Origin of the sequence: Microbispora sp. ZYX-F-249 (assembly GCF_039649665.1) — a bacterium.
GTDB classification, from domain to species: domain Bacteria; phylum Actinomycetota; class Actinomycetes; order Streptosporangiales; family Streptosporangiaceae; genus Microbispora; species Microbispora maris.
The window spans coordinates 25,690-52,406 of record NZ_JBDJAW010000003.1; the positions used below are offsets into that span (position 1 = coordinate 25,690).

At 72.9% G+C, this 26,717-nt stretch carries 27 protein-coding genes; 13 read left to right on the forward strand and 14 right to left on the reverse strand.

The genetic code is table 11. The annotated features are described in order from the left end of the window. Positions 1–38 precede the first annotated feature (38 nt). From AAH991_RS04610 to AAH991_RS04620, 3 genes are read right to left on the reverse strand one after another with little or no spacing between them, the layout of a single operon-like run. Positions 39–224 carry a hypothetical protein gene (locus AAH991_RS04610; RefSeq protein ID WP_346224478.1) on the reverse strand — a complete coding sequence of 62 codons (186 nt, stop codon included), beginning with the start codon at positions 222–224 and terminating at the stop codon, positions 39–41. Continuing rightward, complete coding sequence (locus tag AAH991_RS04615; RefSeq protein WP_346224479.1) at positions 221–1,063, reverse strand: class I SAM-dependent methyltransferase; 843 nt, start codon at positions 1,061–1,063, stop codon at positions 221–223. Before AAH991_RS04615 ends, AAH991_RS04610 begins: the two co-directional genes overlap by 4 nt. Then, on the reverse strand, positions 1,060–2,310 hold the full coding sequence (locus AAH991_RS04620; protein WP_346224480.1) for a cytochrome P450: 1,251 nt from the start codon (positions 2,308–2,310) through the stop codon (positions 1,060–1,062). Before AAH991_RS04620 ends, AAH991_RS04615 begins: the two co-directional genes overlap by 4 nt. A 299-nt stretch (positions 2,311–2,609) precedes the next feature. On the opposite strand from AAH991_RS04620, the gene AAH991_RS04625 reads away from it, so the two are divergent. From AAH991_RS04625 to AAH991_RS04635, 3 genes are read left to right on the forward strand one after another with little or no spacing between them, the layout of a single operon-like run. Beyond that, a complete protein-coding gene (locus AAH991_RS04625) occupies positions 2,610–3,002 on the forward strand; it encodes a hypothetical protein (RefSeq protein ID WP_346224481.1) in 393 nt (130 codons plus the stop codon). A gap of 28 nt (positions 3,003–3,030) precedes the next feature. Further along, positions 3,031–3,975, forward strand: a complete 945-nt coding sequence (locus tag AAH991_RS04630) for an ABC transporter ATP-binding protein (protein WP_346224482.1) — start codon at positions 3,031–3,033, stop codon at positions 3,973–3,975. Next, positions 3,975–4,832, forward strand: coding sequence for an ABC transporter permease (locus AAH991_RS04635; RefSeq protein ID WP_346224483.1), 858 nt, complete (start codon positions 3,975–3,977; stop codon positions 4,830–4,832). The genes AAH991_RS04630 and AAH991_RS04635 overlap by 1 nt, the downstream gene beginning before the upstream one ends. A 12-nt stretch (positions 4,833–4,844) precedes the next feature. Here the strand turns inward: AAH991_RS04635 and AAH991_RS04640 are convergent, their stop codons facing one another. Continuing rightward, positions 4,845–6,008, reverse strand: coding sequence for a cytochrome P450 (locus AAH991_RS04640; RefSeq protein ID WP_346224484.1), 1,164 nt, complete (start codon positions 6,006–6,008; stop codon positions 4,845–4,847). 75 nt (positions 6,009–6,083) lie between these two features. Here AAH991_RS04640 and AAH991_RS04645 point away from each other — a divergent pair, with 75 nt between their 5' ends. The 4 genes from AAH991_RS04645 to AAH991_RS04660 are packed head-to-tail and all read left to right on the forward strand — an operon-like array spanning position 6,084 to position 9,736. Beyond that, on the forward strand, positions 6,084–7,322 hold the full coding sequence (locus AAH991_RS04645) for a flavin monoamine oxidase family protein (protein ID WP_346224485.1): 1,239 nt from the start codon (positions 6,084–6,086) through the stop codon (positions 7,320–7,322). Next, positions 7,319–8,248: a Rieske 2Fe-2S domain-containing protein gene (locus AAH991_RS04650; protein ID WP_346224486.1), complete on the forward strand. Its 930-nt coding sequence runs from the start codon at positions 7,319–7,321 to the stop codon at positions 8,246–8,248. Before AAH991_RS04645 ends, AAH991_RS04650 begins: the two co-directional genes overlap by 4 nt. Then, positions 8,248–9,033 (forward strand): alpha/beta fold hydrolase, encoded by a 786-nt coding sequence (locus tag AAH991_RS04655; protein WP_346224487.1) that lies wholly within the window; start codon positions 8,248–8,250, stop codon positions 9,031–9,033. Before AAH991_RS04650 ends, AAH991_RS04655 begins: the two co-directional genes overlap by 1 nt. Next, complete coding sequence (locus AAH991_RS04660) at positions 9,020–9,736, forward strand: VOC family protein (protein ID WP_346224488.1); 717 nt, start codon at positions 9,020–9,022, stop codon at positions 9,734–9,736. The genes AAH991_RS04655 and AAH991_RS04660 overlap by 14 nt, the downstream gene beginning before the upstream one ends. Here AAH991_RS04660 and AAH991_RS04665 read toward each other — a convergent pair. The 3 genes from AAH991_RS04665 to AAH991_RS04675 all read right to left on the reverse strand — a co-directional run bounded on the left by AAH991_RS04665 (position 9,733) and on the right by AAH991_RS04675 (position 11,715). Next, positions 9,733–9,903: a hypothetical protein gene (locus AAH991_RS04665; RefSeq protein WP_346224490.1), complete on the reverse strand. Its 171-nt coding sequence runs from the start codon at positions 9,901–9,903 to the stop codon at positions 9,733–9,735. The two genes, AAH991_RS04660 and AAH991_RS04665, sit on opposite strands and share 4 nt — an antisense overlap. 126 nt (positions 9,904–10,029) lie before the next feature. Further along, the gene (locus tag AAH991_RS04670; protein WP_346224491.1) at positions 10,030–10,929 is read right to left on the reverse strand and encodes a hypothetical protein; all 900 of its coding nucleotides are present in this window, start codon (positions 10,927–10,929) and stop codon (positions 10,030–10,032) included. 129 nt (positions 10,930–11,058) lie between these two features. Further along, positions 11,059–11,715, reverse strand: a complete 657-nt coding sequence (locus AAH991_RS04675) for a TetR family transcriptional regulator (protein WP_346224492.1) — start codon at positions 11,713–11,715, stop codon at positions 11,059–11,061. Between the two features lie 209 nt (positions 11,716–11,924). Here AAH991_RS04675 and AAH991_RS04680 point away from each other — a divergent pair, with 209 nt between their 5' ends. Continuing rightward, positions 11,925–13,013, forward strand: coding sequence for an acyl-CoA dehydrogenase family protein (locus AAH991_RS04680; RefSeq protein ID WP_346224493.1), 1,089 nt, complete (start codon positions 11,925–11,927; stop codon positions 13,011–13,013). Next, positions 13,013–14,185, forward strand: a complete 1,173-nt coding sequence (locus AAH991_RS04685) for an acyl-CoA dehydrogenase family protein (protein WP_346224494.1) — start codon at positions 13,013–13,015, stop codon at positions 14,183–14,185. Before AAH991_RS04680 ends, AAH991_RS04685 begins: the two co-directional genes overlap by 1 nt. Before the next feature lie 27 nt (positions 14,186–14,212). On the opposite strand, the gene AAH991_RS04690 is transcribed toward AAH991_RS04685, so the two are convergent. Continuing rightward, complete coding sequence (locus AAH991_RS04690) at positions 14,213–16,288, reverse strand: RNA polymerase sigma factor (RefSeq protein ID WP_346224495.1); 2,076 nt, start codon at positions 16,286–16,288, stop codon at positions 14,213–14,215. Between the two features lie 283 nt (positions 16,289–16,571). On the opposite strand from AAH991_RS04690, the gene AAH991_RS04695 reads away from it, so the two are divergent. Genes AAH991_RS04695 through AAH991_RS04710 form a run of 4 tightly spaced genes read left to right on the forward strand, consistent with a single transcriptional unit; the run spans position 16,572 to position 19,923 of the window. Next, a complete protein-coding gene (locus AAH991_RS04695; RefSeq protein ID WP_346224496.1) occupies positions 16,572–17,633 on the forward strand; it encodes an ABC transporter ATP-binding protein in 1,062 nt (353 codons plus the stop codon). After that, positions 17,630–18,304, forward strand: coding sequence for an ABC transporter permease (locus tag AAH991_RS04700; RefSeq protein WP_346224497.1), 675 nt, complete (start codon positions 17,630–17,632; stop codon positions 18,302–18,304). Before AAH991_RS04695 ends, AAH991_RS04700 begins: the two co-directional genes overlap by 4 nt. Then, entirely contained in the window at positions 18,301–18,963 is a 663-nt protein-coding gene (locus AAH991_RS04705) for an ABC transporter permease (RefSeq protein WP_346224498.1), read from the forward strand. Before AAH991_RS04700 ends, AAH991_RS04705 begins: the two co-directional genes overlap by 4 nt. Positions 18,964–19,002: 39 nt before the next feature. Next, complete coding sequence (locus tag AAH991_RS04710) at positions 19,003–19,923, forward strand: ABC transporter substrate-binding protein (protein ID WP_346224499.1); 921 nt, start codon at positions 19,003–19,005, stop codon at positions 19,921–19,923. 47 nt (positions 19,924–19,970) lie between these two features. Here the strand turns inward: AAH991_RS04710 and AAH991_RS04715 are convergent, their stop codons facing one another. The 6 genes from AAH991_RS04715 to AAH991_RS04740 form a co-directional block, all read right to left on the reverse strand. Beyond that, a complete protein-coding gene (locus tag AAH991_RS04715) occupies positions 19,971–21,107 on the reverse strand; it encodes an SGNH/GDSL hydrolase family protein (protein WP_346224500.1) in 1,137 nt (378 codons plus the stop codon). Between the two features lie 337 nt (positions 21,108–21,444). Then, positions 21,445–22,218 carry a Cof-type HAD-IIB family hydrolase gene (locus AAH991_RS04720; protein WP_346224501.1) on the reverse strand — a complete coding sequence of 258 codons (774 nt, stop codon included), beginning with the start codon at positions 22,216–22,218 and terminating at the stop codon, positions 21,445–21,447. After that, on the reverse strand, positions 22,215–23,039 hold the full coding sequence (locus AAH991_RS04725; protein ID WP_346224502.1) for an inositol monophosphatase family protein: 825 nt from the start codon (positions 23,037–23,039) through the stop codon (positions 22,215–22,217). Before AAH991_RS04725 ends, AAH991_RS04720 begins: the two co-directional genes overlap by 4 nt. Continuing rightward, positions 23,030–23,794: an HAD family hydrolase gene (locus AAH991_RS04730; protein ID WP_346224503.1), complete on the reverse strand. Its 765-nt coding sequence runs from the start codon at positions 23,792–23,794 to the stop codon at positions 23,030–23,032. Before AAH991_RS04730 ends, AAH991_RS04725 begins: the two co-directional genes overlap by 10 nt. Next, positions 23,791–24,888 (reverse strand): ABC transporter ATP-binding protein, encoded by a 1,098-nt coding sequence (locus AAH991_RS04735; RefSeq protein WP_346224504.1) that lies wholly within the window; start codon positions 24,886–24,888, stop codon positions 23,791–23,793. The genes AAH991_RS04730 and AAH991_RS04735 overlap by 4 nt, the downstream gene beginning before the upstream one ends. Beyond that, complete coding sequence (locus AAH991_RS04740) at positions 24,889–26,715, reverse strand: ABC transporter permease (protein ID WP_346224505.1); 1,827 nt, start codon at positions 26,713–26,715, stop codon at positions 24,889–24,891. Between the last annotated feature and the right edge of the window lie 2 nt (positions 26,716–26,717).

Here is a 26,717-nt window from a genome sequence, read left to right on the forward strand (position 1 = left end):
CAGAAGCGGGGCCCAGTAGCGAGGCTCAGTAGCGAGGCTCAGTAGCGGGGCTTGCGGCTCATCGCGATGGCGACGACGAGGAACACCACGCCGAGCCCGCCGTACACGAAGGCGTGGGTGGTGGCGGGCGGCTTCACGCTGGCGTTGGCGACGGCCAGCCCGAGGCCCACGAGGGCGCTGATGTAGCAGAAGATCGCCAGGAAGATCTTCCAGAAGGGGCTCATGACGTACTCCGTTCGGATTCGGCCGGACCACCCGGTGCGGTTCCGGCGACGACGAGGCCGAGCAGCATGACCCAGGCGTCGGGGTCGGCGCGGAAACGCCGCCACCGGTCGGCCGCCAGGGCGAGCTCGGGCAGGGACAGGGCCCCGGAGGCGACCAGCGGCGCCAGCCGTTCCGGCCCCATGTGGGGGGCGAACGCCTCGGTGGGGCGGTCGTCGTTGGTGGTGGCGAACGGCCGCAGCACCACCTCGCGGAAGCCCGCGCGGCGCAGGATCCGGGTGAGCTTGCGGCCGATCAGCCGGTCGCCTCCGGCCTGGCGCTGCGCCCCGGCCATGCGGCCGTGGACGCCGGCCAGTTCCGGGTACATCGGGTCGGCCAGGCCCCACAGCATGCTGTCCACCTCGATCACGACCAGCCGCCCGCCCGGCCGCAGCACCCGCAGGGCCTCGGCCACCACCGCCGCGGGGTCGGCCACGTGCTGCAGGACGTACCGCAGCAGGACGGTGCCCACGACGCCGTCCGCCAGCGGCAGCCGTACGGCGTCGCAGCCCATCAGGGGGACCCGGGCGTCCGCCGCGTGCGCCAGCAGCGCGGTGTCGATGTCGGCGGCCACGATGGGCAGGTCCGGCAGCGCGGCCCGCAGCCGCCGCGTGATCGCGCCGGAGCCCGCCCCCAGCTCCAGCAGCGGCGCCGGGACGCCGACGTCGCGCAGGACCCGCAGCTCCTCGTCGAAGGAGAGCTCCGCCTGGGCCTCCAGCCGCGCCAGCTCGCCGGACAGGCCCCCGGCGGTCGTCGTGGCCGGGTCGTAGGAGCCGGCGCTCACCCCGCTCGCCCCGCTCATCTGGGCCTCGGAACCATCAGCATGCCGTGCCGGGGGCGCAGCGTGACGAGGGCCTCGGGCTCGACGGGGAAGCCGGGGACGAGCTCCGGGCGCACGTCGCGCAGCAGTACGGCGAGCACGAGAGTGGCCTCGACCATCGCGAAGTGGCGGCCCACGCACACCCGGGGGCCGCCGCCGAAGGGGAGGTACTGGTGCCCCGCGTGGGTGTGCTCGGCCGTGAACCGGTCCGGTGCGTACGTCTCCGGGTCGTGCCAGTACCGCGGATCCCGATGGAGTACGTACGGGCTGACGCACACGAGAGTGCCGGGCGGTATCGGGTAGCCGCCGACGACGTCGGCCTCGACCGAGCGCCGGGAGATGAGCCACACGGGCGGGTACAACCGCATGGCCTCCTTGATCGCCCGCTGGCAGGCCCCCAGCCGGGGCAGGTCGGCCGCGGTGGCGGTCCGGTCCTCGCCCAGCACCTCGTCCACCTCCCCGCGCACCGCCCGCGCGGCGTCGGGATGACGGTCGAGGAGATAGAGCGTCCAGGTCAGCGCCTTGGCCGTGGTCTCGTGCCCGGCCATGACGATCGTCAGCACCTGGTCGCGCAGGTCGGTCGCGGTCATCGCGTGCCCCGAGGCCAGCATCGCGCCGAGCAGGTCGTCGCCTTCCTGGCCGGTGGCCCGCCGGGCGGCCACGATCGCCCGCGTGACACCGTCGAGGAACGCCTTCGCCCGGCGGAACCCCTCCCTGCCGCCGCCCTCGGACGCGGGGTCGAAGTGGCCGATGAAGCGGTTGACCTCGTCCACCGCCCGTCCGAAGCCGTCCCCGACGCCCGCGATGTCGGCGCCGAGCATGGCCCGTGCGAGGACGGTGAGCGTGAGGGCGGTCAGGTCGTGGTCGACCCGGACCGCCGTGCCCTCCTCGCCGGCCCGTCGCCACCGCTCGGTCAGGGCGGCCGCGGCGTCGGTCATGATCTGGTCGAACCGCTCGACCTCGGTCGGGCGGAAGGCCGGGGCGATCATCTTGCGCTGCCGGGCCCACTCCTCGCCGCCGCTGGTCAGCAGGCCGTTGCCGAGCAGAGGACGCAGCATGTCGTCGTCGGGCGTGCGGTCCTTGGTGTAGTTGGCGCCGTTGTCCTTCAGCACGTGCCGGGCCAGGTCGGGCCGATGCAGCATGTAGACCGGCCCGGTCTCCGTCTCGTGCCTGGTCACGTCGCCGTAGGCGGCCATCTCGGTGACGAAGCGCAGCGGGGCCTCCCGCATCGCGCGCAGACTCTGGGCGCCCTGCGGCCCCGGCGGCAGGGATACGTATCGATTGTGCGTACCGGCCATGCCCACCCCCAGTTTTCAGTAATACGTATTCTCCGGGGAATTGCGCATGCGATTCACGGCCAATACGTACCGGGTGATATTTCCTGATCGGAGCATAGTCTCCGTCGTGCACGGCCTCAATACTTATGTCCCGGCGCGGAAATTAAGTCTGTCCCGGACTTCCCGGCCGTGTAAGACTTCATTTCGAAAGCGGCGGGACACATCGCCGCGAAAAAGCCGGGAGGCTGGTTATGTCTTTGGACCCGAGGCAGCGCGCGGAATTCGTGAACGCGTACACCCGCGTTCTGATCACGGCGTGGTCGAGTGAGGAATACTCGGCGCGGCTGGACTCCGACCCCCGCTCGGCGCTGGCCGAGTCCGGTCTGGAGCTGCCCGCGGGAGCCGAGGTCGTGCTCGTCCGCAACATCCCCGAGGGCCACCACGACAGCAACATCGACGTACAGGTCGCGCTGTGGGAGCGGGGCCTCGAGACGGGCCGCTTCGAGCTGCACATCCCCGAGACGCCGCAGGTCGACATGGCCGAGCTGAACGAGGGCGACCTCGACTCCATCGCGGCCGGCGTCTCCTCGCCCGACTCGATCGACATCAACTGCTGCTGCTGCCCCTGCTGCTGCTGCACCTGACATCACGACCCACTCGGAGGGCCAGGCCATGTCCACGGTCGCCGACCAGGCGAATCCCGTCCACGTGCGCTCCCTGCGCAAGCGGTACGGTCCGGTGAACGCGGTCGAGGAGGTGGACCTCGACGTGCGGAGCGGCGAGGTGTTCGCCCTCCTCGGGCCGAACGGCGCCGGTAAGACCACCACGGTGGAGATCCTGGTGGGCGTTCGCCGGCGGACCTCCGGCGACGTGCGCGTCCTCGGCCGCGACCCGGCCGAGGACGCGCCCGAGTGGCGCGCCCGGATCGGCGTCGTCCCCCAGACGACGGGGGCGTACACCGACCTGACCGTACGCGAGGTGGTCGAGCACTTCGCGTCGTTCTATCCCGCGCCACTGCCGGTGGCCGAGGTGATCGACATGGTCGGCCTCGGCAAGCAGGCGCGCAAGCAGGCGCAGACGCTGTCCGGCGGCCAGGCGCGGCGGCTCGACGTCGCGGTCGGCGTCGTCGGAGACCCCGATCTGATCTTCCTGGACGAGCCGACGACGGGGCTCGACCCCGTGGCCCGCCGGGAGGCGTGGGACCTCGTCCGGTATTTCACCGGCCGGGGCAAGACCACCGTGCTGACCACCCACTACCTGGACGAGGTCGAGGCGCTGGCGCAGCGCGCGGCCGTCATCGTCAACGGGCGGGTCGTCGAGTCGGGCCCGGTGACGGAGCTGGGCGGCCGGCGCGCGACGCCCGCGGCGGTGAGCTTCGCCAGGACGGACGGGCTCCGCGCGGGCCTGCCCGCGCTGCCGGACGACGCCGTGGTGGAGGAGGCGGAGGGCCTGGTCGTCGTGCGTACGCACCACCCCACCGAGGCCATGGCCGCGCTGCTGCCCTGGGCGGCCGCCTCCGGCGTACGCGAACTGCCGGACCTGCGCATCCACCGGCCGTCGCTGGAGGAGATCTACCTGGACCTCATCCGGAGCAACCAGGAAGGCGGTGTCGTGTGATGAGCGCTCCCAACGCGGCCCTCACTCAAGAAGGCGGCGCGGTGGTGCTCGATCCCGTCCGCTCCGCGGTGTGGCGGGCGGCCGTCTCGCGGTCGTCGGTCGAGCTCAAGTCGTTCTTCCGCAACCGGCAGTCGCTGGTCTTCACCCTGCTGCTGCCCGTCGTGCTGCTGGTCGTGCTCGGCTCCATCTTCTCGGGGACCGTGCCCGGCACCCACACCGACTTCAAGCAGATGTTCATCGCGGGCATCATCGCCTGCGGCGTGATGAGCGTCAGCTTCAACGGGCTGGCCATCAGCATCGCGATCGAGCGCGACACCGGGATGATCCGCAGGCTGGCCTCCAGCCCGATGCCGAAGTCCGCCTACTTCATCGGCAAGGTGGCGAGGGTGGCCGTGACCGGCACCCTGGAGACGCTGCTGCTGCTGGCCGTCGGCGTGCTGGCGTTCGGGCTGCCGCTGCCCTCGACCGCCGCCCGCTGGGAGACGCTCGTTTGGGTGCTGCTGCTCGGGGCCGTGGCCTGCACGCTGCTGGCCGTGGCCTTCAGCTCGCTCATCCCCAACGCCCGATCGGCGTCGGCCATCGTCACGCTGCCGTTCCTGGTGTTGCAGTTCATCTCGGGGGTGTTCTTCCCCTACAGCCAGCTGCCGTCGTGGATGCAGACGGTGGCGGCGCTGTTCCCGCTCAAGTGGATGACCCAGGGGCTGCGCTCGGTGTTCCTGCCGGGCGACTTCGCCCGCGTCGAGCCCGCGGGCGTGTGGGAGCTCGACCGCGTCGCGCTGGTGCTGGCCGCGTGGTGCCTGGCCGGGCTCGCGCTGAGCTTCCTGACCTTCCGCTGGCGTGGGCCGAACGTCCGCTGACCACCCCTCCGATCAGGAGAGCCGGATCCGGAACTCGCCCAGCCGCCGCGGCACGAGCGCGGGCGCCCAGGCCGGCGGGTCTCCGTCCGCGCGGATCGCGGGGAAGCGCTCGGCCAGGCCGCGCAGCAGCAGCGCGCCGGCCTGCCGGACGAGGGGCGCGCCCAGACAGAAATGGGTGCCGGCGCCGAAGGCGAGGTGGGGATTGGGAGACCGGGTCAGCACCAGGTCGCCGGGGCGGTCGAAGACGTCCGGGTCGCGGTTGGCCGCAGCGACCACCGCGAGCACCCGCGCCCCGGCGGGGATCACCGCGTCCCCGAAGGACACCTCGGCGGTCGTCACCCTCGCCGTGAAGGGAATCGGGGCCTCCAGCCGCAGCAGCTCGTCGACCGCCGTACGGGCCAGGTCGTCGCCGCCGTCGCGCAGGGCGGCCAGCGCCTCGGGACGGGGCAGCAGCCAGAACAGCGCGTTGCCCACCATCTCGGCCAGCGGACGCCAGCCGCCGACGACGGCCAGCGAGAGGATGCCCAGCATCTCCGGCCGGGTCAGCCGCTCGTCCGCGGCCAGCCGCGCGATCGACCCGCCGGGCCCGCGCGCCACGTGCGCGTCGAGGAACCGGGTCAGCTCACCCATGGCCGCGCGGCCCTCCCGCGCTGCCTGGGGGCCCGCCAGCGGGTCGAGGTTGACCGAGGCCCGCCGCGCCAGGTCCGCGAAGGCCGCCTCGTCCTCGCGCGGCAGCAGCAGCGTCCGGGCCAGCACGCCGGTCGCGAACGGCTCGCCGAGATCCCGGGTGACCTCGGCCGCGCCCGCGAGCCCGTCGAGCAGGCCGTCGACGACGGCGGCGATGTCGCCGGCGAGCTCGCGCACCGCGGCGGGTCCGAGCAGGGCCGTGCCGGGAGCGCGCAGCCGGTTGTGGTCAGGGGGGTCGGTGGTCAGCATCGAGGCGGGCAGGTCGTCGTCCCGCACCCGCTCGCGCTGGCCCAGGGCCGCCGAGAACCGGGGATCCTTCAGCGCGCCCGCGCAGTGCTCGTGGGCCGTCAGCAGCCACATCCGGGACGTCACGTCGAAGTGGACCGGGTCGTTGGCCCGCAGCCAGTCGTACGCGGGGTACGGGTCGGACCTGCCCACCGGCGAGAACGGATGGGCCAGACCGGCGGGAAGCCGGCGGAGAGCTGTCATCGGCGGTCCCTCGGGGCTGAGGACACAAGATCACGGCATCGCCACGCTACTACAGGGCGGCCGTCATCGGGATCAATGCGAACAACTGCTGACCGAACGGGCATACGGGAGGCCGCGATGCGGGTCGATGTAGTGGTCGTCGGCGCGGGGGTGAGCGGGCTGACCGCGGCGCGCCGGTTGCGCGACGCCGGGCTGGCCGTCGCGGTGGTCGAGGCCAGGGACCGCGTCGGCGGACGGGTGCGCACGCACCGGCCGGGCGACGGCGAGCCTACTCTCGAGCTCGGCGCCCAGGTGGTCCACGGCGCCCGCAATCCGGCCTGGGACGTGCTGGAATCGGACGCGGCCGAGCCGGTCGGCCCGGGCCGGGCGCTCGTCGCGACGGCGGGCCGGGTGGTGCCGCTGGGCGTGCTCGCCCGGCTGGGCGACCCGCCGTGGGCCGTGGAGCAGAGCCTGCTGGAGGGCCCGCCGGACGGGCAGGGGGAGGACGCGCCCGCGGCAGGCCGGCTCACCCGCGGCGACCAGGCCGAGTGGCTGCGGCAGAACTGGGCGGCCGACCCGGAGTCGCTCAGCACGGCGGGCATGGCGGCGGGACGCCGCGCCGACGACGTCGGCGAGGGCCGCTTCGCCGTCCGCGGGGGATTCGACCGGCTGCCCGGCGCACTGGCCCGCGGGCTCGACGTGCACTGCGCAAGCCCGGTCAGGAGCATCACCTGGTCGCGCGGCCGGGTTGAGGCCCGTCTCGACGAAGGCGCGGTGACGGCCGCGGCGGCCGTGGTGACCGTGCCTCCGCCCGTCGTCGCCGGTGGGGCTCTCGCGATCGCGGACCTGCCGGCCCGCAAGCGTGCGGCGGCCGAGTCGCTGCGGCTCGGCGACGCGTGGTGCGGAGTGCTTACGCTCTCCCGGCCCGCCCCGGAGTCGGCCGTCGTGTTCGACGCCGAGGGCGGCCTGGGATTCGTGACCTCCACCGCAGGCAGCACACGGGTCCTGGTGGTGGCCAAGGCCGGGGCCGCCGCGCGGGTACGCGAAGCGGCGCGCGAGGGACCGCCCCCGCTGGGCCGGGTGCTGCCCTGGGCCGGGGACACCCGGCCCGAGCACCTCGAGGCGGCCGACTGGGGCGCGGACGCCTGGGCGACGGGGGCGTTCACCTATCCCCGCGTCGGCGCTCTGTGGGCGCGGGCGGCGTGGGCGGAACCGGTGGGCGACACGGTGTTCTTCGCGGGCGAGGCCACGGCGGCCGGCGTCCCGATGGTGCAGGCGGCGATGGCCAGTGGAAGGCGCGCGGCCGGAGAGGTCCTGGAGGCGGTAGGGCGATGAGCGTTGCGGTGCACACGGGCTGGTATCTACTGGCGTTCGAGGAGGAGCTGGCCGAGGGGCTGACGCCCCTGCGGCTCGGCGGGCGCAGGCTGCTCGCCGTACGGGACGGGTCGGGTGTCCGCGTGTTCGACGGGCTGTGCCCGCACCGGGGGGCCGCGCTCGGCCACGGCGGCAAGCTGGACGGCGACTGCGTCATCTGCCCCTTCCACGGCAAGCGGGTGGCGCTCGGGGACACGGCCAGGCGCTGGTCGGTCGCGGAGTACGCCGTCGAGCGGGCGGGCGCGGCGGTGTTCGTGCGGCTGTCCGCGGACGACGACCGGGGCTTCCAGCGGACGATCAAAGAGGTGGCGGACGGCAACCTGGTCGTCGGCGCGGTGATCCAGCCGGTGGCGGTCCCCTCGGAGTACGTGGTGGAGAACGCCTTCGACGCGGAGCACTTCCACCAGGTCCACCTCGTGCCACGTGTGATCGGCATGCGCGTCGAGCCCGGCCTCGACGGCGAGCTGGCGATCGAGGGGGAGTTCCGCACCAAGGCCCCGCCGTGGGAGCGGGAGCGCCGTCTCGACTTCGCCTCCCGGTTCTACGCCCGGGCCTTCAGCCCCAGCCTCGTGGTGACGGAGCTGGGCACCGCGGACGCGCCGTACACGATCATCACGGGCGCCGTGCCGACCCCCGAGGGCTGCGTCGGCCGGGTCGCCATCGCGCTGCCGCCGGAGCGGGCCGGGGCGCTCGACGCGCTGGTCCACGGCGCGCGGTACGCCTTCGAGCAGGACCGCGTCGTCTGGGACCATCTCGATCCCGGCGCGCCGCAGCGGTACGACGCCGGCGACCGGCCCGTGCTGGCCTTCCGCCGGTTCTGCGCCACCTTCGGCACCGTTCCGCCTCCCGGAGCCCCGGCCACGACCGGGGCGGGGGGAGCGGCGTGATGCGGGTGCACGCGAGCGGCGGCGGCCCGGCCGTGCTGTGGATCCACGGCTACACGATGGACTCCTCCACCTGGCACGACCTGTGGGCGCTGCTGCCCGGCAGGCGGCACGTCGGCGTCGACCTGCCCGGCCACGGCGGGTCCGGCCCGATGCCGCCGGGGACGACGCTGCCGGGCCTGGCCGCCGAGCTCGCGGCCGTCGCGCGGGCGGAGGGGGCGCGCGACGTCGTCGCCCTGTCCTTCGGGTCGCTGGCCGGGATCCAGCTCGCCATCGACGCGCCCGACGTCGTACGACGTCTCGTGGTCGGTGCGCCCACCATCGCGGGCGCCCCCAGCGAGCCGGGGACGGCACCGCGCTACCGCGAACTGATGGCCCTGCGGCGGGCAGGCGCCGACGGCGCCGCCCTGGCGGACGTGTGGATGTCCTCGCCGCCCGACATCTTCCGGGGCACCCAGGCGCATCCCCGGCTGCGGGCGAGCCTGCGGTCGGTCATCGCCAGGCACGGCTGGGACGAGCTGCGGACGGGCGCGATGGCGGCCTTCCACCGGCACACGCACAGCGACCGGGCGCTCGGCGCGATCCGGGCCGACACGCTGGTCCTCGTCGGCGACGCCGAGATGCCGACGTTCGCGGCCAACGCCGAGCGGCTGGGCGCGGTCGTGCCCCGGTGCCGGGTGGCGCGGATGGCCGAGGCGGGCCACCTGTGCATGATCGAGCGCCCGGAGGCCGCCGCGCGGCTCATCCGGCCCCACCTGGAAAGGAGCCGCGACGGTGCCGAGGCGTGAGACGTACGCGCAGGGCGCGCCCTGCTGGGTGGACTACATGGCGGCCGACCCCGAGGGCGCGCGCGACTTCTACGCGGGCCTGTTCCGCTGGACGTTCGACGAGCCCGAGGAGTACGGCTACCGCCTGGCGCGGCGGGACGGGGAGGTCGTCGGCGGGTTCGGCCGGGTGCCGCAGGGGCGGGGGATGACGGCCGCCTGGAACACCTACCTGGCGGCGAAGGATGCCGAGGCGGTGGCCGGGCGGGTGGCGGCCCTGGGCGGCACCGTGGTGTTCGGACCGCTCGGCGCCGGCGCGAACGGGCGGTTCCTGTTCGCGGTCGACCCGGCGGGCGCGTCGGTCGGTTTCTGGCAGGGGCACTGGGCGGAGGGCATCGTGCTTGTCGACGAGTCCGGCGCGACCTGCGGCCACGAGCTGTGGGCGGCCGACCCCGCCGCCGCCCGCGTCTTCTACGCCGGGCTCTTCGGCGAGGAGACGCCGCCCGGGCGGGAGGTGCGCGGGATGCCGCGGGGAGCGTCCCCGCAGTGGGTGTCCTACTTCCTCGTGGACGACGTGCCCTCGGCGGCCTCCGCCGCCGAACGGGCGGGCGGCAGCGTGGCCGGGCGGGGGCACGACGGCCGCGAGGCGGTGCTGCGCGACCCCTGGGGCGCGCTGTTCGGCGTCAGGGACGGCCGGTCCGGCTCAGGGACGGTCACCTCCGCCTAAGGACGGCCGGCCCCGCTCCGCGGACGGAACCAGATGAAGAACGCGGCCACGAGGAGCGCCCCCACGACCACGACGACCGCGCCCACGGTCTTGTCGATCATCAGTGACACGACGACCGCGATCGCGTACACCAGCGGCACGATGAGGCGGATGTTGCGCAGTCCCATGACGTCTCCCCGAGAAAAAGAATTCGGCGAACGCATCATCGGGCATTTCCGGTGGGCCGTCCAGCGTGATTCCGGTTATTACGCATCCGGACCGCGGGGACGTACGTATGCGTATTTCCGCCGCCGTCAGATATGCAGGCCGGGCCGCAGCACGAGCAGATAGAACGCGACCACGGCGGCATAGGCGAGAAACGCCCACACGGGCAGCCGCCAGCCCGTTTCCGTCCTCTTCCGCCGTTCGTACGGCCGGCCCGCATTGGGCGTCATGAATCCGACCAGCGCCATTCCCGGCCCCCAGCAGCCGAGGATGCCGTAGAAGACCACCTCGGGGTCGCCGCCGAGGGCGGCGGGCACCAGCAGCGCCAGGCCCAGGAAGTAGGGGATCCACAGGCGGGTAACGGCCGCCTTCCGGGCGCGCGGGGTGTCCAGCGGCACGCTCGCGGGCAGCGAGTCGAGGTACATCCGGCTGAGCGGCCGGGTGACCAGATAGAGCAGAGCCATCCCGGCGGCGGCGACGAGGAACTGGACGGCGACGGGCACGTGGTAGAGGCGGGCCACGACGCCGGTGTCGCCCGGTGCGAGCAACGGCGTGACCACCAGGTAGCCCAGGAACGCGGCGACGCCGGTCATCGCCAGCCACATCAGCAGCAGCCGGGGATAGGAGGGCCCGCGGCGGCGGTACAGCGCCCAGCAGACGAGGCCGGTGACGAGGCTGCCGACCGGGCCCGCGGCGGCCACCAGCGCCTCCTGCGCCCGTTCCGCCGAGGGCACGTGCAACTCGACGAACTGACCGATGGCAGGATGGAACCCCAGTGCGCGGGCGGCCAGTGCGTGCGACCCTTCGTGCAGGAACACCTCGACCAGCTGCGCCGTGGCGTACGACAGGGCGAGCGGCCCCCAGGCGGCGCGGAGGGATGCGGTGCGCGATGCGGTGGCGTCCCGCCGGGCCGCCGGGATCTCGGGGGTGCGCGTCACCCTGCCATGGAAGCAGAACCCGGGCACCCGGTCCAGGCGCTTTCCCGCCATTGGAATATCATTCCAATAAGGCTGGAACCTGTTCTAGTGACATGTTCGTCTGACTCCGCCGTCTTACCTGCGGTTATCCACGTCGTGTCATCGGGCGGATGCGAAGTCCAACCGGCCGGTAAAGGGAAACTAGAAACCCGCCAGGAGTCGCTCGGCGGCGATCTCGATCCGGTGCTGGATCTGTTCGTAGGTGCGCCGCCCGCGCAGCATCTCCAGCAACTCCTGCACCCAGACGCCCGCCAGGGAGCCGGTGAGCGCGAGCTGGTCGTCCGCGGGGATGTCCACCGTGCGGCCGTCGGTGGCGACGCGGAGCAGCAGGCTCGCCATCCGGTCGCCGAACGGCGCCTCCACCTCGGCCATGATGAGGGAGCGGATGAGCGCGTCGGCGAGCTCCGGCTCGCGCATCAGGCCCCGAGTGGCCCGCATCAGCACGTCGACGGCGCGGCCGGCCGGGTGCGCGGCGGTCGGCGGACGCCTTTCCATGCTGGATTCCAGTAGGTCGATCTCCTCGCCGACCACCGCCACGACCAGGTCCATCTTCGAGGGGAAGTAGCGGTAGAGCGTTCCCAGGGCGACGCCGGCGCGCTCGGCGACCGTGCGCATCTGCATCGCCTCGACGCCTCCGCGGGAGGCGAGGGCGGCCGCGGCCTGGACGATGCGCCGGCGCCGTTGGTGCTGGCTCCGGGTGCGGACCCCGGGAGTCGCCGGGGCCGGATGGCCGCCCACGCCGGAGGTGCCTTCGGGGAGCGGTGGCGGAGCGTCGGCGAGTGCATGCGAAGTGCGCATAGGAACACGTTATCTGATTTCCGCTCCTTCCGGATGGTTACTCGCCAGTCACAAAAAGCGCTGACGGGTATATGACCGTTGTGTTTCCCTCGCGTGTCGCCGCCGGTTCCCCGGCTGCCCTATGGACAGATATTAGAATCCGTTCTAGTTTCCGGTTTGGGGTGGTGTCTCGCCCCGCAGGCACATCCGTGGAACACGCGGGAGGTCCGGTGGACTTCGATCTCGACGAGACCCATGCGGAGTTGCGCGCGCTGGCCGCGTCGGTGCTGGACCGGGAGGCGGACCAGGCCAGGCTCGAGGCGCACGAGCGCGGCGGCCGGCCGTACGACGCGGGGGCGTGGAAGGCGCTGGCGCAGGCGGGCCTGCTCGGCGCGTGCCTGCCGCCCGAGGCGGGGGGAGCCGGGCTCGGCCCGCTCGCGGCGGCGGTGATCCTGCGGGAGTCGGGAGCCCGCGTCGCGCCGGTCCCCGCGCTGCCCGGCCTGATCGCCGCGCTGACCGTCGCCGGGCATGGTTCCGACGCCCAGCGGCGGGCGCTCGCGCCGTTCGCCGAGGGGGAGGAGGCGCTGACCGTCGCCTTCCGCGCGGCGGGGGCGGGCCCGGGCGACCCGCCGGCGGTGATCGCCGAGGAGGGAAGGCTCACCGGACGGCCCGGGATCGTCCCGTACGCCGCCGAGGCGTCGGCCATCCTCGTGCCCGCCCGGTCCGGCGGCGGCTTCGGGCTGTATCTGGTCCGGCCCGGGGACGCGCGACTGCTGCCGGTCACGTCGCCGGCCGGGGAGCCCGTGGCCGCGGTCGTCCTGGAGGACACGCCGGGCGAGAGGGTGGGGGAGACGGGCGAGGCGGCGGATGCGGCGGGCGGCGCGGCCGTCGCCGCGTTGCGGCTGAACACCCTGGCGGCCGTGACCGCGACCGCCTCCGGAGTCCTGGCCGGCGCGCTCGCGCTCACCAAGGGCCACATCGCCACGCGCAGGCAGTTCGGCCGGGTGCTCGCCGAGTTCCAGGCCGTGACCATGCAGATCGCCGACGTCTACATCGCCTCACGCGCGCTCGACGTGGCGATGTGGACGGGAGTGTGGCGGCTGACCGAGGGGCTGCCCGCGGAGCGGGACCTGGCCGTCGCCGCCCGCAACGCCGCCGGGGGCGCCGTGCGGGCGCTCTACACCTGCCAGCACCTGCACGGCGGCATCGGCCTCGATTTGACCTATCCGCTGCACCGCTACTTCGGCCTGGGCACGCACCTCGCCCACCTGCTGGGCGGGGAGCAGGCCCAGCTCGACCTGATCGGAGCCCTGGTCTGATGTTCATCGACCTGACGGCGGAGCAGCGGCGGCTCCGCGACGAGCTGCGGGACTACTTCGCGACCTGCCTGACCGGCGAGCAGCGCGCCGAGATCGCCCGGGACCCGTTCGGCGAGGCGTACATGGCGCACTGCCGCAGGCTGGGCCGTGACGGCAAGCTCGGCCTGGGGTGGCCCGAGGAGTACGGCGGGGGCGGCTACGGCCCGGTCGAGCAGCAGATCTTCGCCAACGAGGTGACCCGGGCCGAGGTGCCCTATCCGTTGATCACGCTGCAGACGGTCGGTCCGACGATCATGCAGTACGGCACGGACGCCCAGAAGGAGTTCTTCCTGCCGCGCATCCTGGCCGGAGAGTGCCACTTCGCCGTCGGCTACAGCGAGCCGGAGGCGGGCACCGACCTGGCCTCGCTGCGGACGACGGCGGTGCCGGACGGCGACCACTACGTGGTGAACGGGCAGAAGGTGTTCACCTCGGGCGCGCACCACGCCGACTACGTCTGGCTGGCCGCGCGCACCGATCCGGCGGCCAAGAAGCACCGCGGCATCACCATGATGATCGTCGACTGCGCGGACCCCGGGTTCTCCTGGACGCCGATCATCACGATGGACGGCCGTCACCACACCAACGCGACGTACTACTCGGACGTACGCGTCCCGCTCGACATGGTCGTCGGCGAGGTGAACAAGGGCTGGGACCTGATCGTCAGCCAGCTCAACCACGAGCGCGTGACGCTCGGACCGGCCGGCAACATCGGGCACACCCTCGACCGTTTCACCCGCTGGGCGAAGACCGGCCGGGGCCGCGACGGCGCGCCGCTGTGGGAGCACCCCGGCGTACGGCGGGCCGTCGCCGAGGTGTACGTCTACTTCCGCACGAACGAGCTGCTGAACTGGCAGGTCGCGGCATCGATGGACCTCGGCTGGCTGGGCGCGCCCGACGCGTCGGCCACCAAGATCTACGCCTCCGAGCGGATGCAGGAGGTCGGCCGCATCGTCGGCGACACGCTGGCCCGCTTCGGCGACCCGTACGACGAGGAGACCGGGGACCTGGCCGAACGGGTGGACCGGGGCGTCAAGGGCGCGCTCGTGCTCACCTTCGGCGGCGGGGTCAACGAGGTGCAGCGCGAGCTGATCGCGATGCTCGGCCTCGGCCTGCCCAAGCCTCCCCGCTGACGCGTTCCCCCTTCGGGCGAGTGACGATCACTGCACGAAGTAGAAGACGGCCAGCGCGATGACCAGGCAGATCAGGATGCCGATGACCTCCCACAGCCAGTCGTAGTGCCGGTCGCCCTTGGCGCGCCGGCCCTTGCTCGCGCCGCTGCCGTCGCCGGACGGCTTGCCGGCGTGCCTGCGGCCCGTACGCCGGGGGGCGGGGGGCAGCGGAGCGGAGACCGCCGCGGCGACCGGGTGGACCAGGATGTCCGCCTCCGTCCCGAACGTGTGGGCGGCGCGCTCGTCGTCCCGCTCCGACGGCGGCTCGTCCGGGACCTCGAAAGCCGGCGGGAAGGCCGGCGGGAACACCGGGGCCTCCTCGGCGGCAGGAGCCGGGCCGACCGGTCCCGGCTGCGCGGGGGCCTCGGCGGGCGCGGTGAACTCGGCAGCCGCATCGGCCTCGACAGGCGCAACAGGCTTTACAGGCGCCTGGGGCTCGGCAGGTGCGGTGGGCTCGGCAGGCGCAACGGGCTCTGCCTGCCGGGGCGTGCCGGCGGTCTCGGCCGTGCGGAACGCGTCGAAGGGCTCGGCGAAGCGGAGCGTGTCGAACAACGCGTCGAGCGGGTCCGCCGGGCGGACTGCGGCGGTGCCGCCGAAGGCGTCGAACTGCTCCGCCGGACCCGGCGTCTGTCCGAAGGCATCGAAAGGTTCCGCCGGACGCGGCGTGTTTCCGAGAGCGTCGAACGGTTCCGCCGGACGCGGCGCGGATCCAGGAGCGTCGAACGGCTCCCCGGGGCGCGGCACGGCGCCGAAGGCGTCGAACGGTTCCGCCGGACGCGGCGCGCTGCCGAAGGCGTCGAACGGCTCCGCGGGGCGAAGTGGTGTGTCAGCGGTGGGGAAGGGGTCCGCGGGGCGGGGCGAGGCGCCGAAGGCCTCGAACGGGTCCGCGCGATGGGGAGTCTCGGGGACGCCGAAGGGGTCGGGCGGGTCCGCGCGGCGCGGGGCCTCGGAGACGCCGAACGGGTCGGACGGGCCGGCCTGACGGAAGGCGTCGAACGTGTCCGCAGCGGTGTCCGCGGCAGCCGGAGCGGACGGGGTGGCAGACGGGGTGGCAGGAGGCGCGGCGGGCGGTGTGGCGGGCGGTGTGGCCGGCGGTGTGGCGGACGCGGTCCGGGCGGGCTCCTGCGCGGACCCCTGCGGCTCCACGGGTGCGGCCAGGGCCGCCTGCCGCTCCGCCGGCGAGGGCCGGCCGGGGCGTCTCCTGCGCAGACGCCCCTCGCCCAGCGAGTTGAGCAGCGCGCCACGCAACCGGGGCATGGGCTCGGTCGTCGCCTCGTGCTTGGCCTTACGCCGGGAGCCCTGCGGCTGCGCGATGGCGTCGGTCTTGACCACGCACGTGTTGGTGACCTGGTCGGGATCGCTCAGCGGCAGCGGCCAGGTCGGCGTGGTCGGCCACAGCCTCTTGGTGACCAGCCCGGAGGACTGTTCCGGACCCGCCGCGGCACTGCCCGGCTCCTCGTACGGCAGCGCCGTCAGCACCCGGTCGCGCACGGACGCGGCCGGCCGGTGCCAGGGGAGCCGGGCCAGCACGTCGCCGACGGGGGAGACGCCGATGGCGTCGTAGACCTCCGCGACCGACGCGGGCACGAACGGCGCCGACCTGGCGGCGGTGACCGCAGTCTCCAGGGTCTGGGCGAAGCGGCGCGTCGCCGCCGCGATCAGCTCCTCCGCGGTGTCGACCGCGACGTCGAGAACGAGTGACAGCTCGGGCGCGGTGAGGCCGCACACCTCCGACAGCAGCAGGACCTCGCGCTGGTGCGGCCGGATGTCCCGGAAGACCCGCTCGATCAACGCGGTGGCGGGATCGGCGACCGAGTCGACCGCCGGCAGCGCGTAACTCACGTCCCGGCGATAGATCTCCCGGCGTGCCAGCGCGTACAACGCGGCGCGCGAGGGCGGCTCGGCGGTCGGAGCGGTGGTGAAGACGGCCACCACGGCGTCGGCGGCCGACGTGGTCTGGCCGAGCTGGTCGTGGCAGTACGCGAACAACCCCGTGGCGTGACGCTCGTAGAGCTCGGCGATCAGCTCGCTTCTGGAGCGCTGACCGGTGAGCGGTGGAGTCACGACCGGCTCCTCTGAGTTTCGTGCTGGTCCGTATCGGAGGGACGCGGCGGGGGGATGGGAGAGGCGTGAGAGTAATCATGCCAACACATCGCCGCGCCACGCATCAGGAGATGCCCTATTGATAGATATCTAGGCCCGGATATCGGAGGTTCCCGCCGTAGGCTGGCCGCCGGGTGTTCTGTCCGGAACGGGTGGCGTTTGATATCCGGGGGGCGCACGGGGAAGAGCGAGTGGGCCTCCTGATGTTGGGTTGATCGCACACTCTTTCGAAGGGCGAGATGGCGTGATCACGTTCGAAGGCGTCACCAAGCGCTACCGGGACGGAACGGTGGCCGTAGACGACCTCAGCCTGGAGGTGCCCACGGGTGCGATCACCGTGTTCGTGGGCCCCTCCGGCTGCGGCAAGACCACGTCGCTGCGGATGATCAACCGCATGATCGACGCCACCTCCGGCCGCATCGCCCTGGACGGCCGGGACGTGCGCGAGATCGACCCGCCCACGCTCAGGCGCGGCATCGGGTACGTGATCCAGCAGGCGGGTCTCTTCCCGCACCGGAAGATCGTGGACAACGTGGCGACCGTGCCGTACCTGCTGGGCTGGAGCAAACAGAAGGCGCGCGCCCGGGCGATGGAGTTGCTGGAGCTGGTCGGCCTCGACCCGGGACTGGCCGGCCGATACCCCTTCCAGCTCTCCGGCGGCCAGCAGCAGCGGGTCGGCGTGGCCCGGGCGCTCGCGGCCGATCCCCCGGTGCTGCTCATGGACGAGCCGTTCAGCGCCGTCGACCCGATCGTGCGGGCCAGCCTGCAGGACGAGTTGCTGCGGCTGCAGTCGGAGCTGCGCAAGACGATCGTGTTCGTCACCCACGACATCGACGAGGCGGTCAAGCTCGGCGACACCGTGGCCGTCCTGCGCGTCGGCGGGCGGCTGGCCCAGATGGCCGGCCCGGCCACGCTGCTCACCGAGCCGGCCGACGACTTCGTCCGCGAGTTCCTCGGCCGCGACCGCGGCATCCGGCGGCTGTCGTTCATCTCGGCCAAGGAGGTGCGGCTGAGTCAGGCGCCGTCCGATCTGGCGACCGACGAGTCCGGCAGGCCGCTCGGCTGGCGGACCGCCGACGGGCTCGCGGCGTACGGGACCTTCGACCCGGAGACCGACTCGCTGCGGGCGGCGCTCGACGCGGCCCTGCTGTCGGCGAACGGCGTCGCCGTCGCCGTGGACGAGGAGGGCCGCGTGCGCGGTGTGGCGGGGCGTGACGCGATCGACGAACTGCTCGCCGAGTACGCGCCGTCCCCGCCGTCCCCGCCGGCCGCGGACGCCGGGCCGGCCGAGGAGGCGCCCGCGTGACTCAGGAGCCTCTGGTCCGGTGGGACTGGATCGCGCGCAACTGGGCCAACGGAGGCCCCACCGCGATCAGCGCCCTGCTGGAGAACCACGTCGTGATGGCCTTCCTGCCCGTGCTGTTCGGGCTGGTCGTGGCCCTGCCGCTGGGCCTGGCCTGCGTACGGTGGCGCTGGCTGTACCAGCCGACGGCCGCGCTGATGAACGTCACCTACTCGCTGCCGTCCCTCGTGCTGTTCTCGATCTTCCTGTCGGTCACCGGGCTCACCAGGTCGACCGTCGTCATCCCGCTGACGTTCTTCGCGCTCGCGGTCCTGATCCCCGCAGTCGTGGACGGCCTGGCCTCGGTGCCCGACCCCGTACGGCAGTCGGCGGTGGCGATGGGGTTCCGGCCCGCGCGCCGGCTGCTCCGGGTCGAGCTGCCGGTCGCCGTGCCGGTGGTCCTGGCCGGGCTGCGGGTCGCCACCGTGTCCAGCATCAGCCTGGTCAGCGTGGGCGCGCTGATCGGCCAGGGCGGGCTGGGCAACCTGTTCATCGACGGCTGGCAGCGGCAGTTCTACACGCCCATCGTGGTCGGGATCGTGCTCATCGTCCTGCTCGCCGTGCTCGCCGACGGGCTGCTCGTGCTCGCCCAGCGGCTGCTGACCCCCTGGTCCCGGGCGAGGAGGGCGGCGTGAACTTCCTGGCCGACTTCTTCGGCGACGCGTCGCGCTGGTCCGGGCCCGACGGCATCCCCGTCCGGCTGCTGGAGCACCTGGAGTTCTCGGCGGCGGCCTTCCTCGTCGCGGCGCTGATCGCCGTGCCGCTCGGCATGCTCATCGGACACACGGGCCGCGGCGCGCTGGTCGTCGTGGTCGCGGCGAACGCCGCCCGGGCGTTGCCGACGCTCGGGCTGCTCGTGCTCGTGGTGCTGCTGGCGGGCGTGGGGACCGTGCTGCCGGTGCTGATCCCGCTGATCGTGCTGGCGATCCCGCCCATCCTGGTGAACACGTACGAGGGCGTGCGGGGGGTGGACGCCGACCTGCGCGACGCCGCGTACGGCATGGGCCTGCGCGGGCGGCAGGTGCTGTTCCGGACGCTGACCCCGGTCGCGCTGCCGCTGATCCTGCTGGGCCTGCGCCTGGCGGCCATCCAGGTCGTCTCGACCGCCACCGTCGCGGCGTTCGTCGGCCTGGGCGGGCTCGGCCGCTTCATCATCGACGGCCTGGCGACCAAGACCTATGCGAGCGTCATCGGGGGAGCGGTCCTGGTGGCCGCCCTCGCCCTGGCCGTCCAGTTCGCCTTCCTCCTCCTGGACCGGGTGGTCGTCTCGCCCGGAGTCCGCCAGGTCCGCTAATCTCCCTATTATCCCCTGAGAATGAAGGGTTTATCTGGCATGAGGCGTATCTTCGGCGTCGCGGCGGTCGCGCTGACCGCGGCGCTCACGTTATCGGCCTGCGGGGGCTCCGACCCGCTGTCCAGCACGGCGACCGCCGCTCCAACGGCCTCCGGCTCGGGCGGCGCCGCCCCCGTGAAGGTCGTCGTCGGCTCCTTCGACTTCCCCGAGAGCGTCCTGCTCGCCTCGATGTACGCCCAGGCCCTCCAGGCCAAGGGGGTCACCGTGGAGGAGAAGCCGAACATCGGCAGCCGCGAGGTGGTCTACGACCAGGTCAAGAGCGGCGGGTTGACCGTGCTGCCCGAGTACGTCGGGTCGCTGCTGGCCTTCGTCGACAAGTCGAGCACGGCCAAGACCAAGGACGAGATCGTCGCCGGTCTCAAGGCCAAGCTGCCGCCTGAGCTGGAGCTGCTGGAGCCGGCCGCGGCCGAGGACAACAACTCCCTCACCGTCACCAAGGCCACGGCCGACAAGTACAAGCTGACGACCATCGAGGACCTCGCCAAGGTGGCCAAGGACTTCGTGGTCGGCGGGCCGCCGGAGTTCAAGCAGCGGCAGGAGGAGAACTTCAAGAGCGTCTACGGCCTGGAGTTCAAGCAGTGGAAGCCCACCGGGGCGACCACCGCCGACGCGATCAAGAGCGGCACGGTCCAGGTGGGCAACGTGTTCACCACCGACCCCAAGATCGTGCTGAACGACCTCGTGCCGCTGCAGGACAACAAGAACGCCTTCGGCTCCGAGAACATCACGCCCCTCGTCTTCAAGGCCGGGGTGGACGACACCGTGACCTCCACGCTCAACGCGGTCTCCGCCAAGCTGGACACCCAGACGCTGGTCGGCCTCATGAAGCGGATCGCCGTCGACAAGGACGACCCGCCCGTGGTCGCCAAGGACTGGCTCACCCAGAACGGCCTGGTGTGACCTGAGCCGGGGGCCCGGGATGCCGCATCCCGGGCCCCCGGCCGCGTTCACCACCTGAGCGGAAGCGTGGCGATGAAGTCGTCGAGCCGCCGGGAGATGATCTGGTGGTCGTGGGCCGAGGGGTGCCAGTCGCAGCCGCCGTAGTCCAGGTCCGTATTGTCGTAGTACCAGTAGCGGACCCGGTCGTCGCCCCGCTCGTTGCGGTCCTGGACGATCTGCCGCGCCGCGTCCGCGAACGCCGTGGTGTTGGACATGTAGGTGGCGCTGACCACGATGATCGCGCGCTTGCCGTACCGGGCGCGCAGCTTGTCGATGAAGCCGTGGTAGGCGGCCGTGTAGGCGGCGACCAGGGATTCCGGCGTCCACGGCTCGCCCGGGTTGATCGCGGTGGAGAAGTCGTTGATGCCGAGGCCGATCATGATCAGTTGCGGGTGCCAGGTGCCCGGGTTCTTCCACACGTCTCCGGGCACGCCGATGAGGGCGCGGTCGTAGTAGGTGCGGTAGTCGGTGCCGGGCTCGATCCCGTTGTAGTTGCGCACCATGCCGCGGCCGGAGAAGGCGTTGATCTGGTAGTCGGCGCCGAGGCCGCGGGCGGTGAGGGCGCCGAAGCTGACGTCGGCGTTGGTGTTCCTGTCAACCTGGCCCGGGGCGGGGCAGTCGCGGGTGGCGGACATGTTGCCGTAGCCGGCGGTGTAGGAGTCGCCGATGAACTCGATCTGCCGGCGGCGATCGGCCGGTCCGGGCAGGATGGCGCCGCCGGGGACCGCGACGAATCCGTCGAACCGGCCGGCGGACCACGGGCTCTCCGTGCGCTTGACGAGCCGCACGCCGTGTACGCCGTGACTCAGGTTCCTGACCCAGTAGGTGGTGCGGCCGGGGGTCACCAGCGTGGCGACCGTGACGCCGTCGACCTGGACGTCGTAGTCGTTGACCGCGTCGTCGATCGCGATCCCGACCCCGGTGCCGCGGAAGCGGCCCTCGAAGTAGACGCCCGGCCAGCTGTACCGCACCGAGCCGCCGGCCACCTCGACCCGGCCGGCGGTGTGCGTCTTCGCCGGCACGGCCGGCGCCGGTTTCGGCGCCGCCGTCGCCCCGGGCGCGGTGGCCGCGTCGGCGGCCCCCGGTAACAGCGTGGCGGTCACCGCCAGCGCGGCCAGCGCCGCTTTCACCTGTGTGTGTCGCACGGTCTCTCCTTCTGCCTGCCGGTGAAGGGGCCGCGGGCCTTCTCGTCCGGCCGGGCGCCGAGCAACCGGCGATGAACGTTTCAGGGGCGCGAGTACGGCGGCGGCGTGCCGGAGGAGGCCGCGGCGCGGCGGCACGACCGGCCGCGGAGCCGTGGATCTTCGGCCGGGGCACGGATGACGTGGGGGTCAACGCCCGCCCTTCGCAGGTGATCCGACGAGGTCGGCGGCGAGTCCGCGAACGCTGCCGGGCCGGCGCCGAATGCAGAGTGATCGCCCCCACCCCGATCGTCAAGACCGCGCTCGCCGGCCCACCGGTTCACCGCTCGGCGCGCCTCGGTCAGCCGGAGAGGGCGAGCTCCACCACTTGGGCGACGGCGCCGTCGGCGCAGGCGCCGACCACGACGTCCGCGGCGGCCCGGACGTCCGGGTGGCCGTCGCCGACCGCGACCCCGAGCCCGGCCGCCGCGATCATGTCGATGTCGTTGGGGTTGTCCCCGACCGCGGCGATCTGCTCCAGCGGCACTCCCCGGGAGGCGGCGAGCGCGCGCAGCGCCGAGCCCTTGGTCGCGTCCTCCGGCAGCACCTCCAGGTAGGTGGCCTCGGATCGGACCGTCACGGTGCCGGGGATCGTCAGCTCGGGGAGCGGGTCGCCGATCAGCATGCACTTGGTGATCTCACCGGCGGGCAGGGCCTTCCAGTCACCCGGGTCGCGCAGGGCGATGCCGTCGCGCCGGGCGTAGTCCCGCAACTGCGGCACGTCGTGCACGGCCAGGGCCTCTCCGCCGCAGAACGCCACCGGATACACGCCCTCCGGGAGGTCGCCGAACATCTCCAGCAGCGTCCGCCACGCGCCCGGCGGCAGGTGGCGGGAGCGCAGCACCGCTCCCGTGCCGAGGTCCACCGTACGGGCGCCGTTGTAGAGGATCGCCGCCCCGTCGAGCCCCAGCTCGTCGTAGAACGGCCGGGCCGACAGCTCCATCCGCCCGGTCGCGATGACCACCTCCCCGCCCGCGGCGAGGAAGCGGCGCAGCGCGTCCCTGCTGGCGGGCACCATGGCGAGGTCGCGTCCCACGAGCGTGCCGTCCAGGTCGGTCACGATCCAGCGGATCACGAAGCCGCTCCCGTGGTGACCGCGGCCGCGATGTCCGGGAAGACCTCGGCCATCACCGACCCGGCGAGGTCGAACCCGCCGACGCAGGCGACGTAGCCGCCGGGGGTGAAGACGCTGCCGGACAACGGGAGGAACACCCCGCCCGCCCGCTCGACCAGGAGCGACCCGGCCGCGACGTCCCAGGCGTTGATGTTCGTGCCGTGCGCGATGTCGGACCAGCCCGCGGCGACGTGCGCGAGCTTCAGCGCGGCGCTGCCGGGACGGCGGGTGGTGGCGAAGGCGTGCTGGACGCGGGCGAACCGGCGCAGCGCCTCCTCGCCTTCCGTCGTGAGGTCGCGCGGGGTGGGATAGCTCGACAGGAGCACGGCCTCCCGGTCGGTGCGGGCCCCGGAGCTGCGCAGCGGCACGCCGTTGCAGAAGGCCCCGCCGAGCGAGGCGGAGTACTCGTCGTCACGCACCGGGTCGTAGACGACGCCCGCCACCACCTCGTCGCCCACGGCGGCGGCGATCGAGGTGCAGAAGAACGGCAGCCCGGCCGCGAAGTTCGCGGTGCCGTCGATGGGGTCGACGTACCAGCGGACCTCGCCCTCGCCGCGCACGCCGCCCTCCTCGCCGACCACCACGCTTCCGGGGCACAGGCGGTCGATGACCTCCCGGATGCGTGCCTCGGCCGCCTTGTCGTGCTCGGTCACCGGGTCGTGGAAGTCGCGCTTGGTGGTGATCTCGGGCCGGGAGCGGAAGGCGTGGCGGAGCATGTCGCCGACCGATCTGGCCGCCCTGACCGCGATGGCGGCCAGCTCACGTGAGGTGTTCAGGTCCATGTCTCCTCCAGAAGGGTCAGCAGGCCGCGCGGGTCCTCCACGGTCGCCTGGGGGCTCTGGCGCACGCGATAGGGGATCTTGTCGGTGCTGCCGGAGACCATCAGGACGGTCGCCCCGACTCCGGCGCGGGCGCCGCACACCACGTCGCGGTCGTAGTTGTCGCCGACGTACCAGACCTGGGCGGGGTCGGCGCCCAGGGCCCGGCAGGCGATCCAGATCATCTCGGGGTTGGGCTTGCGCACGCCGACCTCGTCGCTGTAGACCTGCACGGCCACCTGGCGGTCGAGCCCGGCCGTCGTCATGAAGTCGCGATGGACGGCGCCGCACAGGGCGTTGCTGACGACCGCCGGAGTGACGCCGTGCGCCCAGCAGGCGGCCAGCAGCTCCTCCATCCCCGGCCGGATCTTGCGCCCGCTGCGCAGCTCGCCCATCCGGCGGCACATAGGGGTCGCCTCGGCGGTCACCAGGGCGCGGGCCTGCTCGGGCCAGTCGCCCCCGACGTAGTCGGCCCAGAATTCGCGATGCGTCATCTCCTCGGGCGCGAAGCGCCGGGAGGTGGAGTCCTTCCAGTACGTGTCGGCGCGCGCGCCCGCCCGGATGTCGGTCTCGACCTCCTCCGCCGTGAGCCCGTGGAAGCCGGCGCGCACGAGCATGCCGTGTACCTCGGCGGCCAGTTCGGCCGCCCAGGACGGGCGGCGGGTGGTCTCCACGATCACGCCGCCGAAGTCCAGCAGCAGCGCCACGGGCCTGATCACGCCACCGCCCCCATTCCGTCCCAGGCGGCCAGCCGCGCGCCGTCCGCGCCGAACAGGTGCATCCGCTCGGTCCAGCAGGTCACCACGTCGCCGGGGGCCGCCTCGACCGGGGCGTAGGACACGGCGTACAGCTCGGTGCCGAGCACGCGCAGCCGTACGGTCCAGGACGACCCGGCGGGCAGCACGGCCTCGACGACGGCCTCCTCGCACCAGGTGGCGCCGGGCGGCCGTCCCAGGCGCAGCGCCTCGGGCCGGATGCCGACGGCGGTGGGGGAACCGTCCGGCAGGCGGGACTCGGCGAAGCGCAGCAGCGACCCGGCCAGGCCCGCGGGGGACGGCCCGATGTCGACGATCGCCATGGGCGGGCTGCCGACGAACTCGGCGACGAAGCGGTTGGCGGGCCGGTCGTACATGTCCATCGGCGCGGCCACCTGCTGCAGCTCGCCCTCGTTCATCACCGCGACATCGGTGGCCATGGTGAGGGCCTCCAGCTGGTCGTGGGTGACGAAGACGATCGTCGCGCCCGACTCCTCGTGGATGCGCTTGAGCTCGGCCCGCATCTCGAGGCGCAGGCGGGCGTCGAGGTTCGACAAGGGCTCGTCGAGCAGCAGCACCGACGGGTTGACGGCGAGCATGCGGGCGAGCGCGACGCGCTGCTGCTGGCCGCCGGACAACTGGGAGGGGTAGCGATCCATGGCGGCGTCGACGTGCACCATCTTGAGGGCGGCCTCGGCCCTGGCCCTGCGCTCGGGGGCGGGCACCTTGCGCATGCGCAGGCCGAACTCCACGTTGTCGCGCACGGACAGGTGGGGCCACAGCGCGTAGTTCTGGAAGACCAGGCCCATGCCGCGCTTCTCCGGCGGGACGTACAGGCCGCGCTCGACCGAGTCGAGCACGCGGTCACCGACGGCGATGGTGCCGGCCGTGGGCTGCTCCAGACCGGCGATCATGCGCAGGGTCGTGGTCTTGCCGCAGCCGGAGGGCCCGAGCAGGCACATGAACGCGCCGTCGGGGACGATGAGGTCGAGGTTCTTCACGGCGTGCTCGCCGCCGCCATAGCTCTTGGCGACTCCGGTCAGCGTGATCGCTGGCATCTATCCTCCTAAGCCGGACGCCAGGCTGCTCTTGGTCAGCCGCTGGGTCAGGTACGTCATGGTGAAGGAGACCAACGCGATGACCAGGACGACCGCGTTGGCGAGTTGGGTGTATCCGTAGTCCACGAGGCCGATCGACAGTGTCGTGAGCAGTTCGGTGCCGGTCGTGGTGAGCATGACCACGATGCTGAGCTCCTTGAGCCCGGAGATGAACGGCAGCACGATCCCGGTCACGAGCGCGCCCTTCTGGATCGGGAAGATGATCCGCCGCATCCGCTGGAACCAGGGCGCCCCGGCGATCTGCGCGGCCTCCTCCGGCTCGCGGCCGAGCTGGGTCATCGCCGCGATGCCCGAACGCGAGCTGTACGGCAGGTGGGTCACCGCCATCACCAGGATCAGCAGGAACGTCGTGCCGTACAACGCGGGGATCGGGCCGCGGGCCACGGCGAACAGCGACAGCGACGCGGCGGCGAACGCGATGCCGGGCACGAGGTAGGGCAGGAAGGAGACCTGGCGGAGGAAGAAGGCGACGCGCGGCGCCGTCCCGCGCACGACGACGTATCCCACCAGCAGTCCGGCGACGGCGCAGATCACCGAGGCCAGGCCGACGATGCGCAGGGAGTTCCACGCCGCCGCCCACAGCTCGGAGCCGCGGAAGACGCCGTGCGGGAACCCGACCGCCCCGGGCAGCCGCTCGGCGAACCAGTAGTCGAGGGTGAGGGTCGACAGGTCCAGCGGCGTACGGGTGACCGTGGACAGCAGCAGCGTGAGCACCGGGACCAGCACGCTCACCGCGAAGACCACCAGGCCGAGCGCGAACGCCGGCCAGCGCAGGCGGCGCAGGTCGCTCAGCCGGTCCATGCCGCCCTTGCCGCCGACGGTGACGAAGCGGCGGTGCTCGCGGGTCATCCGGGTGTCGGCGAGCACGATCAGCACCCCGACGATCACGATGACCGTGGCGAGCACCGAGGCGACGCCGGTGCTGCGGTCGCGGATCGACTGGAACAGCCCCGTCGACAGCACCCGGAAGTCGGCGGGCAGCCCCAGCACGTACGGCGTGCCGAACGTGCCGAGCACCCGGCCGACCACGAGCAGCACGGCCGACGACAGCGCGGGGAGCATGAGCGGGATCACGATGCGGCGCACGACCGTGCGCTGCGGCGCGCCCAGGATGCGCGCCGAGTCGACGAGCTGCGCGTCGATGCGCCGCAGCGCGTTGCCGACCAGGAGCAGCACGAACGGGTAGTAGTGCAGCCCGAGGGTGACGATGATCGGCAGCGCGCCGTACGCCAGCCAGTCGGGTGTGCGCACGCCCTGCGCCTGGAGGAACCCGACCTGGCCGCCGGCGCGCTCGTTCTTGAACAGAGTCAGCCACGCCAGGGAGAAGGTCCACGACGGCAGCATGTACGGGATCACCAGCGCGCCCGCCAGCCACTTGCGCCCCGGCACGTTGGTGCGGGTCACCAGCCACGCCATCCCGCCGCCGAGGACGAGGGCGAACAGCACGGTGCCCAGCGCCACCATCAGCGTGTTGAGCAGTGGCTGCCAGAACAGCAGCCCGCTGATCTGGGAGCGGAAGACCCGCCAGAGGTAGTAGCCGGTCCACTCGCCGACCGCCTGCCCGGCGTGCGCGTCGTCGCCGTACTGCAGGCGGAAGGCGTCGGACAGCACGGCGACCAGCGGCGCCACGACGAGGTAGCCGAGCACGACGACGAGGATCAGCCCGAGCGCGGCGGTCGGGTCGTGGCGCAGGACGCGCAGCCGATACAGCAGCCTGCGCGATCTGGGTGGTCGTTGCGGCGTCTCCGCCTTGGTCACAACAGCCATGG

Coding starts and splice junctions, on each gene's coding strand:
- AAH991_RS04645 (WP_346224485.1), top strand. CDS start 6,084: ATGCGAACAACTGCTGACCGAACGGGCATACGGGAGGCCGCGATGCGG.
- AAH991_RS04685 (WP_346224494.1), top strand. CDS start 13,013: ATGTTCATCGACCTGACGGCGGAGCAGCGGCGGCTCCGCGACGAGCTG.
- AAH991_RS04655 (WP_346224487.1), top strand. CDS start 8,248: ATGCGGGTGCACGCGAGCGGCGGCGGCCCGGCCGTGCTGTGGATCCAC.
- AAH991_RS04670 (WP_346224491.1), bottom strand. CDS start 10,929: ATGGCGGGAAAGCGCCTGGACCGGGTGCCCGGGTTCTGCTTCCATGGC.
- AAH991_RS04650 (WP_346224486.1), top strand. CDS start 7,319: ATGAGCGTTGCGGTGCACACGGGCTGGTATCTACTGGCGTTCGAGGAG.
- AAH991_RS04635 (WP_346224483.1), top strand. CDS start 3,975: ATGAGCGCTCCCAACGCGGCCCTCACTCAAGAAGGCGGCGCGGTGGTG.
- AAH991_RS04665 (WP_346224490.1), bottom strand. CDS start 9,903: ATGGGACTGCGCAACATCCGCCTCATCGTGCCGCTGGTGTACGCGATC.
- AAH991_RS04735 (WP_346224504.1), bottom strand. CDS start 24,888: ATGCCAGCGATCACGCTGACCGGAGTCGCCAAGAGCTATGGCGGCGGC.
- AAH991_RS04640 (WP_346224484.1), bottom strand. CDS start 6,008: ATGACAGCTCTCCGCCGGCTTCCCGCCGGTCTGGCCCATCCGTTCTCG.
- AAH991_RS04620 (WP_346224480.1), bottom strand. CDS start 2,310: ATGCGGGAGGCCCCGCTGCGCTTCGTCACCGAGATGGCCGCCTACGGC.
- AAH991_RS04615 (WP_346224479.1), bottom strand. CDS start 1,063: ATGAGCGGGGCGAGCGGGGTGAGCGCCGGCTCCTACGACCCGGCCACG.
- AAH991_RS04710 (WP_346224499.1), top strand. CDS start 19,003: ATGAGGCGTATCTTCGGCGTCGCGGCGGTCGCGCTGACCGCGGCGCTC.
- AAH991_RS04610 (WP_346224478.1), bottom strand. CDS start 224: ATGAGCCCCTTCTGGAAGATCTTCCTGGCGATCTTCTGCTACATCAGC.
- AAH991_RS04725 (WP_346224502.1), bottom strand. CDS start 23,039: ATGGACCTGAACACCTCACGTGAGCTGGCCGCCATCGCGGTCAGGGCG.
- AAH991_RS04625 (WP_346224481.1), top strand. CDS start 2,610: ATGTCTTTGGACCCGAGGCAGCGCGCGGAATTCGTGAACGCGTACACC.
- AAH991_RS04630 (WP_346224482.1), top strand. CDS start 3,031: ATGTCCACGGTCGCCGACCAGGCGAATCCCGTCCACGTGCGCTCCCTG.
- AAH991_RS04675 (WP_346224492.1), bottom strand. CDS start 11,715: ATGCGCACTTCGCATGCACTCGCCGACGCTCCGCCACCGCTCCCCGAA.
- AAH991_RS04740 (WP_346224505.1), bottom strand. CDS start 26,715: ATGGCTGTTGTGACCAAGGCGGAGACGCCGCAACGACCACCCAGATCG.